The 15,257-nt window shown below is 70.3% G+C and carries 16 protein-coding genes; 1 reads left to right on the forward strand and 15 read right to left on the reverse strand.

The genetic code is table 11. The features are described from left to right. Positions 1–15: 15 nt before the first annotated feature. Positions 16–474 (reverse strand): hypothetical protein, encoded by a 459-nt coding sequence (locus ABZT18_RS25495; protein ID WP_354993061.1) that lies wholly within the window; start codon positions 472–474, stop codon positions 16–18. A 168-nt stretch (positions 475–642) separates the two neighbouring features. After that, on the reverse strand, positions 643–1,380 hold the full coding sequence (locus ABZT18_RS25500; RefSeq protein WP_354993062.1) for a hypothetical protein: 738 nt from the start codon (positions 1,378–1,380) through the stop codon (positions 643–645). Positions 1,381–1,543: 163 nt separating this feature from the next. Here ABZT18_RS25500 and ABZT18_RS25505 point away from each other — a divergent pair, with 163 nt between their 5' ends. Then, a complete protein-coding gene (locus ABZT18_RS25505) occupies positions 1,544–2,767 on the forward strand; it encodes an arginine deiminase (RefSeq protein WP_354993063.1) in 1,224 nt (407 codons plus the stop codon). A 2-nt stretch (positions 2,768–2,769) separates the two neighbouring features. Here ABZT18_RS25505 and ABZT18_RS25510 read toward each other — a convergent pair whose 3' ends face one another. From ABZT18_RS25510 to ABZT18_RS25570, 13 genes are all read right to left on the reverse strand, one after another. Beyond that, on the reverse strand, positions 2,770–3,657 hold the full coding sequence (locus tag ABZT18_RS25510) for a DUF5926 family protein (RefSeq protein WP_354993064.1): 888 nt from the start codon (positions 3,655–3,657) through the stop codon (positions 2,770–2,772). 59 nt (positions 3,658–3,716) lie between these two features. Further along, positions 3,717–4,133, reverse strand: coding sequence for an ATP-binding protein (locus ABZT18_RS25515; protein WP_354993137.1), 417 nt, complete (start codon positions 4,131–4,133; stop codon positions 3,717–3,719). 61 nt (positions 4,134–4,194) lie between these two features. Continuing rightward, positions 4,195–5,649: a PAS domain-containing sensor histidine kinase gene (locus ABZT18_RS25520; protein WP_354993065.1), complete on the reverse strand. Its 1,455-nt coding sequence runs from the start codon at positions 5,647–5,649 to the stop codon at positions 4,195–4,197. 89 nt (positions 5,650–5,738) lie between these two features. Further along, positions 5,739–6,527: a glycerophosphodiester phosphodiesterase family protein gene (locus ABZT18_RS25525; protein ID WP_354993066.1), complete on the reverse strand. Its 789-nt coding sequence runs from the start codon at positions 6,525–6,527 to the stop codon at positions 5,739–5,741. Between the two features lie 10 nt (positions 6,528–6,537). Further along, positions 6,538–6,873 (reverse strand): rhodanese-like domain-containing protein, encoded by a 336-nt coding sequence (locus tag ABZT18_RS25530; RefSeq protein WP_354993067.1) that lies wholly within the window; start codon positions 6,871–6,873, stop codon positions 6,538–6,540. Between the two features lie 58 nt (positions 6,874–6,931). Next, entirely contained in the window at positions 6,932–7,894 is a 963-nt protein-coding gene (locus ABZT18_RS25535; protein ID WP_354993068.1) for an LCP family protein, read from the reverse strand. A 174-nt stretch (positions 7,895–8,068) separates the two neighbouring features. Beyond that, the gene (locus tag ABZT18_RS25540) at positions 8,069–9,259 is read right to left on the reverse strand and encodes an LCP family protein (RefSeq protein WP_354993069.1); all 1,191 of its coding nucleotides are present in this window, start codon (positions 9,257–9,259) and stop codon (positions 8,069–8,071) included. A gap of 237 nt (positions 9,260–9,496) precedes the next feature. Then, positions 9,497–10,723, reverse strand: a complete 1,227-nt coding sequence (locus ABZT18_RS25545; protein ID WP_354993070.1) for an LCP family protein — start codon at positions 10,721–10,723, stop codon at positions 9,497–9,499. Positions 10,724–10,799: 76 nt separating this feature from the next. Next, complete coding sequence (locus ABZT18_RS25550) at positions 10,800–11,777, reverse strand: NAD-dependent epimerase/dehydratase family protein (protein ID WP_354993071.1); 978 nt, start codon at positions 11,775–11,777, stop codon at positions 10,800–10,802. A gap of 90 nt (positions 11,778–11,867) precedes the next feature. Then, entirely contained in the window at positions 11,868–13,559 is a 1,692-nt protein-coding gene (locus ABZT18_RS25555; protein ID WP_354993072.1) for a cation acetate symporter, read from the reverse strand. Then, positions 13,537–13,902 carry a DUF485 domain-containing protein gene (locus tag ABZT18_RS25560; RefSeq protein ID WP_354993073.1) on the reverse strand — a complete coding sequence of 122 codons (366 nt, stop codon included), beginning with the start codon at positions 13,900–13,902 and terminating at the stop codon, positions 13,537–13,539. The genes ABZT18_RS25555 and ABZT18_RS25560 overlap by 23 nt, the downstream gene beginning before the upstream one ends. A gap of 186 nt (positions 13,903–14,088) precedes the next feature. Further along, the gene (locus ABZT18_RS25565) at positions 14,089–14,841 is read right to left on the reverse strand and encodes a flavin reductase family protein (protein ID WP_355252617.1); all 753 of its coding nucleotides are present in this window, start codon (positions 14,839–14,841) and stop codon (positions 14,089–14,091) included. A gap of 157 nt (positions 14,842–14,998) precedes the next feature. Next, on the reverse strand, positions 14,999–15,226 hold the full coding sequence (locus ABZT18_RS25570) for a hypothetical protein (RefSeq protein ID WP_355252608.1): 228 nt from the start codon (positions 15,224–15,226) through the stop codon (positions 14,999–15,001). Positions 15,227–15,257: the final 31 nt, after the last annotated feature.

The following is a 15,257-nucleotide window of genomic DNA, read 5'->3' on the forward strand; positions in this document are numbered from 1 at the left end:
ACACTCCGCCGCAGGTCAGACCTCGGAGAAGAAGGTGAGTGAGCCGGCGACGGCACCATCGGTGAGCACCGGCGTGGAGATCGCGTCGACGGTCGCGTCGGAGCTGTTCGCCGAGGCGGCCTGCACGCGGAGTAGCCCGCGGGCGAGTCGGCCGGAGGTGAGCGCCAGCAGGGGCGGGATCTTGTCGGCCTCGGCCTCGGTCAGCTCGCCCCGGTTGGCGGTGAAATCGAGGAGGCGCAGCCCGCCATCGAGCAGCGGTCGCCCGATAAGGCCACCCGGCTCGCCCAGGCAGAGCAGCTCGCACCCGGCAGTGGAGATCGCCACCACCCGGGTGTCGGCGTCGATCAGCAGGCAGGGCTCATCGGCCCGGGAGACCGTCGAGGACCATTGACCGACGTTGTCGGACTCCGGCTCTGTCGAGGCCCGCGCCGCCGGCACGAACGCTTCCGAGAGCGAAAGTTCGACGTGGGCCACCGCGCCTCCTATGTACACCGATCGACTGTCCACGCTAGCGGGTCGCCGACGGAATCACCGAGCGCACCGGGTCACCGGGCCGCGCGGCCTGAACCGGGGCGGCCGATGACGGCGCGGGGACCGGTGAGGTGGAGAGGGGACCGGAGCCGCGTGGCGTCGCCGGTGACGTTACCGGTGGTGGGCTTGCTTGTCAGCGGCCGTTCGGCCCTCGTCATACCACCGGTAGTCGGCGGTTGGACGGTACGTGCCGTTCAGCCAGGTGCCGGGGTGTTGCGCGACCCGGGAAAGCTTCTCGGCCGTGGCAGGGCTGATCCGGCTGCCACCGGCCACGAGGAGCCGGTCCAGCTCCCGGTGTGTGGCCATCAGACAGTCCTTTGGAAGGCCGTAGACACTGATCACGCCGGAGCCGACGAAGGTCAGCACCGGCGTCACCGGAACGGGCAGCCCCACCGCGTCGGAGAGGGCCTTACTGGCCCGCTTGGCGTCGCGGCGGGACTCGGCCACGTACGGAGGCCGCTTGCCGTTGATCTGCACGACGTCCCCGGCGACGAGCACCCTGGCCCGGCCGTGGTCGGCGATGGTCACGGCGAAGAGGCCGCTCGGCCCGATGGCGAGGAACCCGGCGCGATCGTCGTGACCGCGGTCGAGGACGTCCGTCACGTCGGTGCGCGGCCACTCGATGACGTGCCAGGCAGGCCCGAGGTGGTCGAGTTGGCCCAGCGCCCGCGCCCCGGCCGCCTCCAGGCGGCGGGCACCCCGCTCGGCCCGACGGCGGCGCGCCCATTCGAGCGGTGTCGGACGGACTGGTTCGAGAACCCCCGGCGACTCGACGCGGGGGTGTGGCACCGCGACGGGCGGCAGTGCCCGAGCGGACGGTACGGCTCGTCGTGCGGGAAAGACAGTCATCGCGACCTCCGGCAAAAGGTCCCTCGAAGTTATGTCCTCACTACCCTACGTTGCCACTACCGGTGTTCGGCAAGCCGGAACGCCGGAGTGACTGTGGATGAATGCCATATTCATCCACAGTTCTTTTCTCGGATGCCGCCAAACCCTGCCCTACGCTGCGGGAGTGACCCACTACGTCGACAGTGAAGTCGGCCGGCTCGGCACCGTACTGCTGCACCGGCCCGGCCCCGAACTGGCCCGGCTCACCCCGCGCAACAACGACTCTCTCCTGTTCGACGCGATCCCCTGGGTCGGGCGCGCCCAGGAGGAGCACGACGCGTTCGCCGCCGCCCTGCGCGAGCGCGGGGTCGAGGTGCTCTACCTGGCGACCCTGCTGACCGAGACGCTGGCCGTCGCGGACGCCCGAACCGAGCTCATCGAGCAGGTGCTGCGTTCTCGGCGGCTCGGCGACACCCTGCGGGCCCGCGTCGCCGACCACCTCTCCTATCTCGACCCGGCCGCCCTGGCCGACGTGCTCACCGCCGGGCTGGCCCACGAGGAGCTTCGGATCAGCTCGGAGCGGCCGGGTGGGTTGGTCTACACGTTGATGGATCGACACGACTTTGTTATCGATCCGTTACCCAACCTGCTGTTCACCCGCGATTCGTCGCTGTGGATCGGCGATCGGGTCGGTGTCACCAGCCTGGCCATGCCGGCCCGCCGCCGGGAGACCACCCTCACCGACGCCATCTACCGCCACCACCCACGCTTCGCCGGCACCGAGTTCGTCTACCGCCCGAACCTTGAGCACCTGGAGGGCGGGGACGTGCTGCTGCTCGCACCCGGGGTGCTGGCCGTCGGGGTGGGCGAGCGGACCACGCCAGCCGGCGCCGAGCGCCTCGGTCGGCAGGTCTTCGCCGCCGGCCTGGCCCACACCATCCTGGTGGTGCCGATCGCCCAGAAGCGCGCCACCATGCACCTCGACACCGTCTGCACGATGGTCGACGTGGACGCCGTACTGATGTATCCCAACATCGCGAGCACACTGTCCGCGTACACGGTGATCGCCGGCGCGGACGGTGAGGACCCGCGGGTGGACGGGCCCGCGCCGTTCCTGCGGGCCGCCGCCGACGCGATGGACCTCGACCTGCTCCGGGTCATCGACACCGGGCTGGACCCGGTCACCGCGGAACGCGAGCAGTGGGACGACGGCAACAACACGCTCGCTCTGGCGCCACGGCTCTGCGTTGGCTACGAGCGCAACACCGAGACCAACGCCCAGCTGGAGCGAGCCGGCATCGAGGTGATCCCGATCGCCGGCTCAGAGCTGGGCTCCGGTCGGGGCGGGCCGCGCTGCATGTCCTGCCCGATCACCCGCGAGCCCTTGCCAGGAAAGGGCCCTTCCTGACCTCAGCGGAGGGTGAGTTGGCGGCCGAGCAGCCCCTGGCGGGCCCGGCGGCCGGCAGCGTCGAGCGGGTCGGTGGCGGTGAGAGCCTCGGCGTACCGCTTGGCGAACTGCGCCACCGGCTCCTCCCACTCGGTCGCCGGAGTCTCCTCCGGTAGGTCCCAGACCGGCACCAGCCGACCGTGCGCGCGGAACATGCCGGCGAACTTGGTCTGCTCGCCGAGCGTCAACGTGCCGGCCGCGCCGAGCCGCGCCAGCGCGTCCAGGGCGGCGTCCTCGTCGTCCGGCAGCACCCAGCGCACGTGTGCCTTCTCCGGGACCTGGCACCAGTACGCGGCCTTCGCCGCGGTCAGCCGCACCGTCGGGTAGATGGCCGCGTTCGCCCGTTCCAGCGACGCCTGGACGGTCGGATCGTCGGCGGCCCCGGGGTCGAGCCAGAACTCGAAACCCTCGTGCATGCTGATCTCCAGCGGCCCGTCCACCAGGATGTCCTGCAGGCGGGGGCCGGGGCCGGGTAGCGGCGGCACGGTCACCTGAGCGCCCGGCTCGGTCCGCAGCGCGCAGAGCAACGCCTCGGCCAGGTCCCGGGAGACGTCACCGGACTGCTGGTGGCGCTGGAGACCGATGAGCACCCGACCGTCGGGCTTCGTGATCGCCGGGGCGGCCATCGGCAGCACCGTTGCCAGCGTCGCCGACCGGTCACCGAACTCCTCGACCAGGGCGGGTGCCAGCCTCAGCGGCGCGGAGGCGGCGGGCACCAACTCGCGCAGCGCGATCCACTCGGGCTCGTCGACCAGCCCGTCGAAGGGACGCGGCACGAAGACGTCCCGCACCTTGTCTCGGCGGGGGGCGGTGTCGGCGGCGGTGCGCTGGCTCTTTCGACGCTTGCTCACGGCGTCACAGCCTAGAGCCCCGACCGGCTCGCCGTGAGCGGGACCCGCCCGAGCCGCACTCAGCCCGCTGGCACCAGGTGGGGTCGGGGTGTCGGCGCCAGGTCGAACTCCGCCCAGACGCGCTGGCCCATGCCGTCCCGCTCGACGCCCCAGCGGGTGGCCAGACCGGCCACGATGTGCAGCCCCCGCCCGTCGGCCGCGTCGGGGCTGGCCGTGCGGATCCGTGGCCCGGTGCTCGCGCCGCCGTCGGTGACCCGCAGCTGAATCCGTGGGCCCTCGGCCGAGGGCCGCAGCCCCCAGGCCACCCGGACCACCCCGCCAGGCAGGGGCCGCGCGTGCCGCACCGCGTTGCCCACCAGCTCCGCGAGCACCGCGATCAGATCCGCGAGGAGCGGCGGGGGTACGACATCCGCCAGCTCACCGGCGAGCCGGTGCCGGGCCAGCCGTGCGCCGGCCGGGTGATGGGGAACCACCACGCACCACGCCCGCTCCCTCGCTGCCGCTGCCACCGTCGCCTCCACGTCGCGCCACCCTCGGTCAACCGCGCGGTAGCCGCACCTCTGCGACCGTACCGCCGCCGGTCCTTGGACGTAGGGATACCCATCCATTTTGCTGTTCAACGATTCGGCGGACGAGATAGAGGCCCAGCCCTGCCCCCGGGTAGCCGCGTCGGTCGCCGGACTCGCCCTGCCAGAACCGGTCGAACGCCCGCTCCACGTGCTCCGGTCGAATGCCGATGCCCCGATCGCTGACCCGGAACGCCACCAGTTGACCGTCGACCGAGGCGGTGATCTCGATCGGCGAATCCGGTGCCGAGTACTTGCCGGCGTTGGTCGTCAACTCGGTCAGCACGGTGGCCAGGCTGGGTCGATGGCCGAGCGCCTTGGGCAGATCGGTCGGGAGGCCGAGCACCAGCCGGCGACGCAACTCCGCCGGCAGGTCCAGGACGGCGGAGCGCAGCGCCTCGCCGAGGTCGAACGGGGTGGGTGGGTCGTCCCCCGGCCCCGCCTCGGCCGCCGAGGAGAGGAGACGGTCGACCAGCCGGGCCAACTCGTTGGCGCGCTGACCGATCACCCGGGCAGCCTGCCGTCGGTCGACCTCGGTCAGCGACTCCCAGTGGTCGGTGAGCGTGTCCGCGTACCCCTTGATCACGGTGACCGGGGTACGCAACTCGTGGCTGGTGACCGCGACGAACAGCTCCCGGTCGTGGTCGCGGCGCTGCTGATCGGTGATGTCGCGGAAGGTGACCACCCGCAACGTGCCGGGGCCGGGCAGCTCGCCGGAGGTGATCCGTAGCCAGCGGCCGTCCGGCATCCGGTGGTCCCGCACCTGGCCCGAGGGCGGCAGCGGGAACGGCAACGGGCGGCTCAGCGCCTGCTCGACCGACCGGCCGGTGACCTGGGCGGCGGCCGGGTTCCAGAGTCGGACGTGCCCGTCCCGGTCCACGACGGCCAGCCCGTCGGCGAGTGCCGCCACCACCGGGCCGTCGCCGTGCACCGGCAGGCCGCCCTGGTCGCCGTACATGTGCCCGATGCAGGACGCGAGGTAGCCGACGACCCCCTGCTGCTCGGCGCCCGGCTCGTCGTCGCCCGGGTAGAGCGCGTGCATGCTCCCGACGGTGTGGCCGCCGATCTCGGCTCGCGAGACCACCATCCGGCGCAGACCGCTGCCCGCCAGCTCACCGGCCAACTTGCCGTTGAGGTCGCCCACCCGGACCTGGCGCACCCGTGGCCCGGAGAGCAGACAGACGGTGTCCGGGTCGTCGGCCGCCAGCGGACGGCCGAGGGCCCATTCCGCCGCGCCGGTCGCGGCGATCACGCGACCGCCGGTCGGCCCGAACTCGACGAACGCCATACCGGTCGCGCCGAGTGCCGGCTGGGCCACCCGGAGCAGCTGGGTGAGGACCGGCAGGCCCGCATCCCCAGAATTGATCATCTCGATCACGACCGTGTGGCCGGCGATGAGAGCGGGGAAATCAATACGCTCCGGCATGTGCCGAGTCTGCCCCGCCGACCCCGATTTGCGCACCCCCGCCCGGTGGGCCTGCTCGGGTCCGCGCAGACCGGGCGCCGGGCCGCCGGTCAGCGGTCCAGCCGGGCCAGGGCGTACGCCGGCCGATCGGTGATGATCCCGTCCACCCCGGTGGCCAACACCAGCTCCAGGTCGGCCGGTTCGTTGACCGTCCAGACGTACACCTGGTTGCCGGCCGCGCTCAGTGCGGGCAGCAGTTGCGGGCGGCCCCGGACCAGGCCGATGCTCGGCCCGACGACGCGGGCGCCGAACGGCAGCCGGCCCAGCCGCAGCCAGCGCGGCAGCACCTCCAGCAGCAACACCGTCGGCAGCGTCGGAGCCAGCTCGCGGAGCCGCCGCAGCGCCAGCGGGGAGAACGACATGACGGTCACCTGCACCGGGTCGTCCGGCGCCGGATCAGCCAGCCCGTACCGGCGCAGCAGGCTGACCAGTCGCCGTTCCACGTTCGAGCCGTAACGGGACGGGTGCTTCGTCTCCACCAGCAACCGGACCGGCCGGCCGGCGGCGAGCACCGCGTCCAGCAGCCGCGCCAGGGTCAGCAGCCGGGTGTGCGACTCGTCGGGCGGCAGGTCACCGCTCGGCGCGCTGCCCGGATGCCACGAGCCGAAGTCGAGCGCATCCAGCTCGGCGAGCGTACGCGCGCTGACCAGACCGCGACCGTTGCTGGTCCGGTCGAGTCGTCGGTCGTGCACGCAGACGAGGTGCCCGTCCCGGGTCAGTCGGACATCGCACTCCAGGCCGTCGGCGCCCTCGTCGAGAGCGCGCAGGTACGCGGCGAGGGTGTGCTCGGGAAGGTCGTACGACGCACCGCGGTGCGCGAAGACCAGTGGCCCGCCCATTCCGGCCGCCTCAGATGACCTGGCCGGGCTGCCCGTTCGCGTCGACCACCGGTCGGCCGACCGCAGCCCACTGGCGCATCCCGCCGTCGGCGTTTCGCACCTGCTCCCAGCCGTTGTTGATGAGGTAGGCGACGACCTGGGCGGAACGCCCGCCGGAGCGGCAGACGACCGCCACGTCCCGGTCGGTGGGCACCTCCGCGAGCCGGGCCGGCAGCTCCATCATCGGCAGGTGGTGGGCGTTGGGAGCATGGCCGGCCGCCCACTCGTCGTCCTCCCGCACATCCAGCAGGTAGGTCTCGTCGGCGATCTCGGTCACGGGCACGGTGGGAACCTGGGGTCCGAACACAGGAAGCAACACTAGATCCTCAGCGGCCGGTTCGGCACCGACCCGGCCGTCAGCACGGTCACAACCGGGTCACCCAACGGGGGTTGGCCTGGGCCCACGCCGGCACCCGTGTGCCGCGAACCGCCTCGAAGAGTCCGTTGCCCCCGTTGTCCAGCACCACGTACGAGACCTCGTCGATCATCTGCGGGGAGGACGGCACCTGGACGCCGCGCATCCCGTCGGGCGGCAGCGCGCGCAGCGCGAGGAGCAGGTCCTCCAGGGGTACGCCGTTGGTGTCGACGGTCAACGAGCTGCCCACCGCCCGGAGCACCTGGTCCAGCTTGACCGGGTTGCTGCGCAGGTCGGCCTTGCCGGCGCTGTCCAGCATCGCCCGGAGCAGTTGCTGCTGGTGGCGCTGCCGGTCGTAGTCGCCGCCGGGCAGGTCGTAGCGCTGTCGTACGTAGTCCAGCGCCTTCGCCCCGTCCATCTGCTGGCATCCGGTGGGGAAGACCCGGTTGGTGTGGATCGAGCGCACCTCGGTGTCCACGCACATCTGCACCCCGCCGAGCAGGTCGATGACCTTCCGGAAGCCGGAGAAGTCGATCAGCGCGGCACCGTCGAACCGGATGCCGGTGAGCCTGTTCAGGGTGGCGGAGAGCAGTTGGGCGCCGGCCTGCCCGCCGCCGCCGTGCTCGTACGCCGCATTGATCTTGTCTTGACCGCCGCCGAAGCCGTTCGCGGGCGGAATGGCGACCAGCAGGTCACGTGGGATGGAGACCAGGTACGCCTCCCGCTGCCCGGCGGGGACGTGCACGATGAGGATGGTGTCCGAGCGTTGGTCCGGGCCGGTTTCGCCCGGGCGTCGGTCGGAGCCGACCAGGAGATAGTTGAGCGGCCCGTCCAGGTCGGTGCGGGCGGTGCGGGCGTCGGGGTCGAGCAGTTGCTCCTTGGTCACCGTGCGGTCGTACCGGTGGCTGAGCATCTTGAGCCCGGCTGCGGCGAGCCCGGACAGCAGGACGAGTGCCAGGCCGACGCCGAGCATGATCCGCGAACCACGGGCGCGACGTGACCGGGCGGACGGGACCTCTCCGGCCCGGCCCGCTGCGTTCCGTCCCCACCTGGACGTGACCGCCTCCCCGCAGCCGATACGTGAAACCTGCTCACGTCAGGCTACGGGCGGTGACGAGGCCGTCGCTGGCTTTCCTCGACTCCCGTCTCACTTACGGGTGGAGATCACCTCGGGGTGAGTGAAGACGAACTCGGCGAGCTTGTCCTGCTTGACGGCCCGGAACATGTCCATCGTCTCTTCGCTCAAGCCCTCGGTGTTGTTGCCGTTGGCGTGGAAGGTGCCGTTGTTGGTCTTGAGCATGGACAGCTCGTTGCCGGTGACCCCACGCATGGTGAAGATGAAGTCCTCGATCGGCACACCGCCGGTGTCCAGCACGAACGCCTTACCCGCCGCCTTGATCAGGTTGTTCATCTTGGCCGGGTTGGACAACATCCCGCCCTCGGTGGCCTTCTTGGCCATCGCCTTGATCAGCTGCTGCTGGTTCGCCTGCCGGTCGTAGTCGCCGTTCTTGAGGGTCTTGCGCTGCCGGGAGTAGTCGAGCGCAGCCCAACCCTCCATCTCCTGGCAGCCCTTCTTGTGCACCACCGGGGTCCGCGCCTTGCCGGTCTTCTTGGCGTCCGCGTTCCACATCGGCTTGCCGTCGACGTACGACATGTGCAGCGACTGGACCTCCTGGCTGACACAGATCCGCACCGTGCCCAGGGTGTCGATGACGTTCTTGAAGCCGCCGAAGTTGATGATCGCCGCGCCGTCGAAGCTGACCCCGGTGAGCTGCTTGATCGTCTGGGCCATCAGCTGGGCGCCACCCTCCCAGCCGCCACCGTTGGCGGCACCGGCCTGGAACGCGGCATTGATCTTCCCGGAGCCGCCGCCGTAGCCGCTCTTCTTGAACGCCGGGATCTGCGCCTCGGTGTCCCGGGGGATCGAGATCAGGTACGCCTGGTCGTGGGTGGCCGGAATGTGCAGAATGATGATGCTGTCCGAGCGGACGTCGTCGGCGGCCCAGCGCTCCCGCGCGTCCACGCCCAGCAGCAGCATGTCGATCGGGCCGTCCAGGCTCGCACCGCCCTCGGCGTCGGACTTGCCCGCATCACCCAGCAGGTTGCCCTTCGCGATGCCGCCGGTCGCCTGCCCGATCAGCGCCTTGCTGCCGACGATGGCCACGCCGCTGCTCAGCATCAACACGGCACCGAAGACCACGGTCAGCCTGGCCCAGAGCGGGTCCTTGCGCTTGGTCCGCTTCTTCGACCCACCGCCACCCGGACGGTCGCCACCGCCACCACCGCCGCTGCCGGGAGGGCGCGAGCCCGGACCACCGCCAGCGGGGCGCGCCTGCACGGGTATGGCCGCAGCGACTCGACCGCTGGGGGCGGCGGACCCGGGGGAAGAAGGGCGACGACTGGCCTGAACCGGCATGCGTGCTCCAGCTCGTGATCAGGAGGGGGCGGCACCACTGTACGGACATCAAATCGACTTGGCGAGTTCATCTCGGGTCAATCCGGACGTCGAATTTCGTCGACTCAGACGATCATCGCCGCTCGATGGCCCGAACGGCTGGTGCCCCTCGGGCCGTGGTCAGCCGCCGTCGTTGCTCTTCGGCGGATTGGCCTTGACCCAGTCGGCCATCGTGTCCGCCGACATGGCCTGGTACATCGCGAGCGCCTTCTCCCGGTCCGACACCACCACCGACTCGCCGTTGATGGTGTCGCTGCCCGAGTTCGGGCTGGTCACAAAGGTGAGGTTCTGGCCGCGCAGGTTACGGAACTGCAGCGCCATGTCTGTAACCGAGAAAGACTGGTCGACGGTTACGGCCGCGGTCACCGACTGGAGAAAATCGTTGAGCTTCTTCGGGTTCGCGAGCGTGCCGGTGCTCGCCGCCTTGTCCATCAGTGCCCGGAGGAACTCCTGCTGATGCCGCATCCGGGCGAAGTCCCCGTCCGGGAACTGCTTGCGCTGCCGGATCCAGTCCAGCGCCTCCGAACCGTCCATGTGGTTGGTGCCCTTGGTGAACGTCCGGTACGGCTTGTGGATCGAGGTGACGGTCCGCTCCACCTTCAGGTCCACCCCGCCGAGGGCGTCGGTGACCTCCTTGAAACCGCCGAAGTCGATCGCCATCACGTGGTCGATCCGAACGTCGGTGAAGCACTCCACGGTGCGCACCGCCAGCGGCAGCCCGCCGAACGCGAACGCCGCGTTGATCTTCGCGCGTTGTCCGGAACCGCAGTCCGCGCCGGCGCTCTCCGGGATCGGCACGTAGAGGTCACGCGGGATGGAGACCAGGTACGCCTTCTGGTGGTCGGCCGGAATGTGCATCACGATGATCGTGTCGGCGCGCCACTGACTCTTGGAATCGACCGGTGCGTCCGGGTCCCGCGAGTCGCTGCCGACCAACAGGATGTTCAGCGCGCCGTCGACGGTTTTGGCCGGCCGGCCACCGGTGATCTCCGCGAACGGGTCGGTGCGGGCCAGGTCACTGTTGAGGTTGCGGGCGTACAGCCAGGCGCCCACGCTGCCGAGCAGCGCCAGCACCAGCACCGCGACCCCGGCCACGAGGGCGATCCGACCCCAGCGTGGTCGGGGGCCACGCCGCCCCGGCCCGCCGGTGCCACCCGGCCCGCCGGGCCCCTTCGGCCCCGCCGGACCGCCTGGACCGGGCTGCTCCTCGTCGTACGACGGGTAGAAGCGCGCCTCGGTCGGACGGGCGCGCCCGGAGACGCCCCGATCGGGGCCGGGCACCGACGCGCGCCCGGCGCTGCGATGCAGGAACGGATGCGGGACGCCGGCAGACGAGGTCGCGGACATGTAACTCAGGGTACGTAGCGGGAGCCACTGCCGCCTTCAGGCGACACTCAGCGGCAGGCGGTGCGACGTGAACCGGTTACCCTAGTCGCGCCCGGAAGTACTCGATCGTGCGTCGCAGGCCATCTTCGGGCGCCACCGTCGGCTCGTATCCGAGCAGTTCACGGGCGAGCGTGAGATCGGGGCGGCGCATCTCCGGGTCGTCCGAGCTGCGGGTGACGTAGGTCACCTGTGAGCTGCTGTCGGAGAGCGACACGATCAACTCAGCGAGTTGCCGCATGGACAGTTCGTGCTCGGTGCCGCAGTTGATCGGGCCCGTCTCGGTCGAGTCGAGCAGCAGCAGGATGCCCCGCACCAGGTCCTCGACGAAGCAGATGGACCGGGTCTGGTTGCCGGTGCCGTGCACGGTGATCGGCTCGCCGCGCAGCGCCTGGGAGATGAACGTGGGGATGGCACGGCCATCGTCCGGGCGCATCCGCGGGCCGTACGTGTTGAAGATCCGGACGATCGCCGCGTCGAGCCCGCGGTGCCGGTGGTACGCCATCGTCGCGGCCTCGGAGAAGCGCTTCGCCTCGTCGTAGACGCTGCGGACCCCGATCGGGTTGACGTTGCCCCAGTAGGTCTCGCGCTGCGGGTGCTCCTTCGGGTCTCCGTACGCCTCGGAGGTGGAGGCCATCAGGAACCGGGCACCATCGGCGACCGCGCGGTCCAGCAGGTGCAGGGTGCCCACCGAGCCGACCCGGAGGATCTCCACCGGGAGTTGGGCGAAGTCGGTGGGGCTGGCCGGCGACGCCATGTGCAGGATCGCGTCGAACCGCTCGGCCAGCGCCGGGTGGTGGGTCGGCAGGCCGTCGGAGATGTCCGCTTCGACGAGGGTGAAGGTTGGCCGATCCAGCAGGTGGGCGACGTTTTCCTTGGAGCCGGTCACGAAGTTGTCCAGCGCCACCACCGTGCAACCCCGAGTGATCAGGACGTCTACCAGGTGCGATGGGACGAAACCAGCTCCGCCGGTGACGAGAATGCGGTGACCGGACCCGAAGCGCTCAGCAACCTTCATACCGTTCAGCCTACCGACCCGGAAATTCAAGGAAGGGACCCCGTTGAGCATGGCGTCAACAGGGCCCCTTCCTTGCAACAGGTGCCGCGGCTAGTGGGCGCCAGCGCCGGTGAGGGCGCGTACCTCTAGCTCCGCGTACTTGTCCTCGTCGTGCTCCTTGGAGATGACAGTGCCGATCCACCCGCACAGGAAACCGAACGGGATGGAGAGGATGCCCGGGTTCGACAGCGGGAACCACTGCCAGTCGTGATCCGGGAACATCGAGGTCGGCGCACCGGAGACCACCGGCGAGAAGAACACCAGCAGTACGGCCGCGAGCAGTCCGCCATAGATCGCCCACACCGCGCCGGAGGTGTTGAACCGCCGCCAGAAGAGGCTGTAGAGGATCGCCGGCAGGTTGCCCGAGGCGGCGACCGCGAAGGCCAGCGCCACCAGGAACGCCACGTTGAGGTTCTGCGCGTAGATCGACAAGGCGATCGACACCGCGCCGATCCCCAGGGCGGAGATCCGGGCGACCCGCACTTCCTGCCGCTCCGACGCTTCACCCCGCTTGATGACGTTCGCGTAGAAGTCGTGCGCCAGGCTGGACGAAGAGGCCAGCGTCAACCCGGCGACCACGGCAAGGATGGTGGCGAAGGCGACCGCCGCGATGATCGCCAGCAGAGCCGCTCCACCGAGTTCGCCGCCGAAGAAGTCGATCCCGAGCGCTTCGGCCAACTGCGGCGCGGCGGTGTTGCCGGCCTTGTCCTGCGCGGTGATCGCCTCGCTGCCCACCAGCGCCGCCGCACCGAAGCCCAGGGCCAGGGTGAGCAGGTAGAAGGTGCCGATGATGCCGATCGCCCAGAGCACGCTCTTACGGGCCGCCTTCGCGGTCGGCACGGTGTAGAAGCGGATCAGGATGTGCGGCAGACCGGCGGTGCCGAGCACCAGCGCGATACCCAGGGACAGCAGGTCGACCTTGTTGTAGAAGGTCTGTGTCGAGTTGCCGGCGACTTCGACGCCGTACCGCAGCCCGGGTTCGAGGAACGCGTTGCCCTTGCCGGAGGCCGCGGCCGCCTGGCCGAGCAGCTCCGACAGGTTGAAGTTGAACTTCGCCAGCACCAGCACGGTCATCACCAGCGCGCCGCCCATGAGCAGGAACGCCTTGACGATCTGCACGTAGGTGGTGCCCTTCATGCCGCCCACGGTGACATAGATGATCATCAGGGTGCCGACCATGATGATGGTGGCCACCTTCGCGGTGGCCGCGTCCATGCCGAGGAAGGTCGTCCCCGGCCGAATGCCGAGCAGCAGCGCGACCAGCGCGCCGGCACCCACCATCTGCGCGAGCAGGTAGAAGATCGACACCGTGATGGTGGAGACCGCCGCCGCCGTACGCACCGGACGCTGACGCATCCGGAAGGCCAGCACGTCGGCCATCGTGTACCGGCCCGAGTTCCGCAGCAGCTCCGCGACCAGCAGCAGGGCCACCAGCCACGCGACCAGGAAGCCGATCGAGTAGAGGAAGCCGTCGTAGCCGTAGAGCGCGATGATGCCGGCGATACCGAGGAACGAGGCGGCCGACATGTAGTCGCCACCGATCGCCATGCCGTTCTGGAATCCGGTGAAGGACCGGCCGCCCGCGTAGAAGTCGGTCGCCGTCTTGGTCTGCCGGCTGGCCCAGATGGTGATGGCCAGGGTCACCGCCACGAAGACGAGGAAGAGCGTGATGGTCAGGTTGCGGGCGGTGTGGTTGCCCGCCTCGGCCGCGAGGAACGTCTCAACCGCGAGGACCTTGGTCATGGGTCACCTCCCCGATCTCGGCGCGGATCCGGTCCGCGATTGGGTCGATCTTCCGGTCCGCGTACCGGGAGTAGAGCCAGGCGATCAGGAACGTGGAGACGAACTGGAGCAGGCCGAAGACCAGCGCGACGTTGATGTTGCTGTCGAACAGTCTCGTGCCCATGAAGTCCCGGGCGTACGCGGAGAGAATGACGTAGAGCGCATACCACAGGAAGAACGCGACGGTCATCGGGAAGACGAAGCCGCGCAGTGCACGCCGCAGCCCGGCGAACTCGTCCGACCGTTGTACGGCCAGGTACTTGTCCGACTGGGAAGCGGCCGGAGCGGGCGTGTCCGTGGACATCTGTGGATCACCACCTTCACAGGCGTCAGAGGAGTTTCGCGCACCGTAAAGAGCGCGCTCCCCGACGGGGAAGGGCGAGATCGACGCCGGTCGTCGAGTGCGCCGAGCGGTTGGCTGGCTGCGCCGAGTGACTCAGATCACTCCGGTGACCGGTCGGTCGACTCTGGTGGTCGCGAGGCTGCCCGTTCAGCCCGGCAGCTCGTGATAGCGACCGCGATAGTGCAGCAGCGGCGAGGCCTCCTCGGCCAGGTCGACCACCTCGATGGTGGCCTCCACCAGCAGGGCCCAGCCGTACTCCCGGGCGGTGTCCAGTCGACACCCGGCCCAGCCGCCAGCGTCCCCCGGCACCGGCCCGTACGGCGTGTCGATCCATTCGCCGGTGGCGAAGAGCCCGCCCGGGGCGGGAAAGAGACCGGCGAATCGATCGGCGAGCTGGCGGTGCGGCGGGCCGAGTGGCGCGACCGCGAACCGGCCAGCCTCCTCGACCGCCGCCCACAGGTCGGACTCCGGGTCGATCAGCCCGATCAGCCGGTCCGGTTCTCCCTCGGCCACCAGAGTGGACGAGACCGTCAGCCCGGCGGGGCCGGGCGCCGTCCAGAGGGTCACCGGTGCGGCGAGTCGACCACGCAGGCGGCGTACCGGCGATCGCTGCCCGCTCGGCACCGCGAACGGATCGGTGTGGTGGATTTCGGCTCCCGGCTCATGATTCACGTGAAACATTGTGCCGCCCCGCCCCCGCGCCCAACCCAGGAAGCGCTCGTGCAGGTCGGTGGGCCGCCCGTTGAGCCGGGCAAGCTGATCACCCGCCTCCGCCATCGCCGTGCCCAGGTAGACCAGCAGCGCCAGGCGGTCGTGTCGGTACTCGGCGAGCAGCGCCAGCCGCGCCGGCTGGCAGGGCCAGAGCGCGCCGCAGCCTCGACACCGCCAGAGCGGCCGCATCGGCAGGTGTGGCCGGCTCACCACCGCCCTCCGGTCGACCGCGTCGGCGGGCAGTCCCGATTGAAGGAATATGACTCAGAGGCATGAATATGCCTGAGAGTCATATCGCTCGTGGGGACACGACGGTCTTCGCCGCGATGCTCCCGGCCGGCGGCCGTCACCAGCGGCCGCCGTTTGCCCGCCAGGTCTGCGCCGGGGTCAGCCAGCCGGCCCGGCCCGGTCGCGGCAGGGCCACCGTCGGCCCGGTCGCCCACGCGGGTGGTTGATTCGGCAGGCCTGCCGACCGCTCCGATCCGGTCGCGCCCGGCACCGCCGCCGGTGCCGCGATCTTCCTTCTGCGGTACGACCACCGCGCCCCGTTCCTGCCACGGATGAATCCGAACATGGCTGATCTCCTCCCGGTCAATGGGGGCCGC

This window comes from Micromonospora sp. NPDC005291 (genome assembly GCF_040607415.1).
In the GTDB taxonomy this organism is placed as follows: domain Bacteria; phylum Actinomycetota; class Actinomycetes; order Mycobacteriales; family Micromonosporaceae; genus Micromonospora.

Coding starts and splice junctions, on each gene's coding strand:
- ABZT18_RS25500 (WP_354993062.1), bottom strand. CDS start 1,380: ATGACTGTCTTTCCCGCACGACGAGCCGTACCGTCCGCTCGGGCACTG.
- ABZT18_RS25520 (WP_354993065.1), bottom strand. CDS start 5,649: ATGCCGGAGCGTATTGATTTCCCCGCTCTCATCGCCGGCCACACGGTC.
- ABZT18_RS25525 (WP_354993066.1), bottom strand. CDS start 6,527: ATGGGCGGGCCACTGGTCTTCGCGCACCGCGGTGCGTCGTACGACCTT.
- ABZT18_RS25535 (WP_354993068.1), bottom strand. CDS start 7,894: ATGCTCGGCGTCGGCCTGGCACTCGTCCTGCTGTCCGGGCTCGCCGCA.
- ABZT18_RS25545 (WP_354993070.1), bottom strand. CDS start 10,723: ATGTCCGCGACCTCGTCTGCCGGCGTCCCGCATCCGTTCCTGCATCGC.
- ABZT18_RS25550 (WP_354993071.1), bottom strand. CDS start 11,777: ATGAAGGTTGCTGAGCGCTTCGGGTCCGGTCACCGCATTCTCGTCACC.
- ABZT18_RS25555 (WP_354993072.1), bottom strand. CDS start 13,559: ATGACCAAGGTCCTCGCGGTTGAGACGTTCCTCGCGGCCGAGGCGGGC.
- ABZT18_RS25560 (WP_354993073.1), bottom strand. CDS start 13,902: ATGTCCACGGACACGCCCGCTCCGGCCGCTTCCCAGTCGGACAAGTAC.
- ABZT18_RS25565 (WP_355252617.1), bottom strand. CDS start 14,841: ATGCGGCCGCTCTGGCGGTGTCGAGGCTGCGGCGCGCTCTGGCCCTGC.
- ABZT18_RS25570 (WP_355252608.1), bottom strand. CDS start 15,226: ATGTTCGGATTCATCCGTGGCAGGAACGGGGCGCGGTGGTCGTACCGC.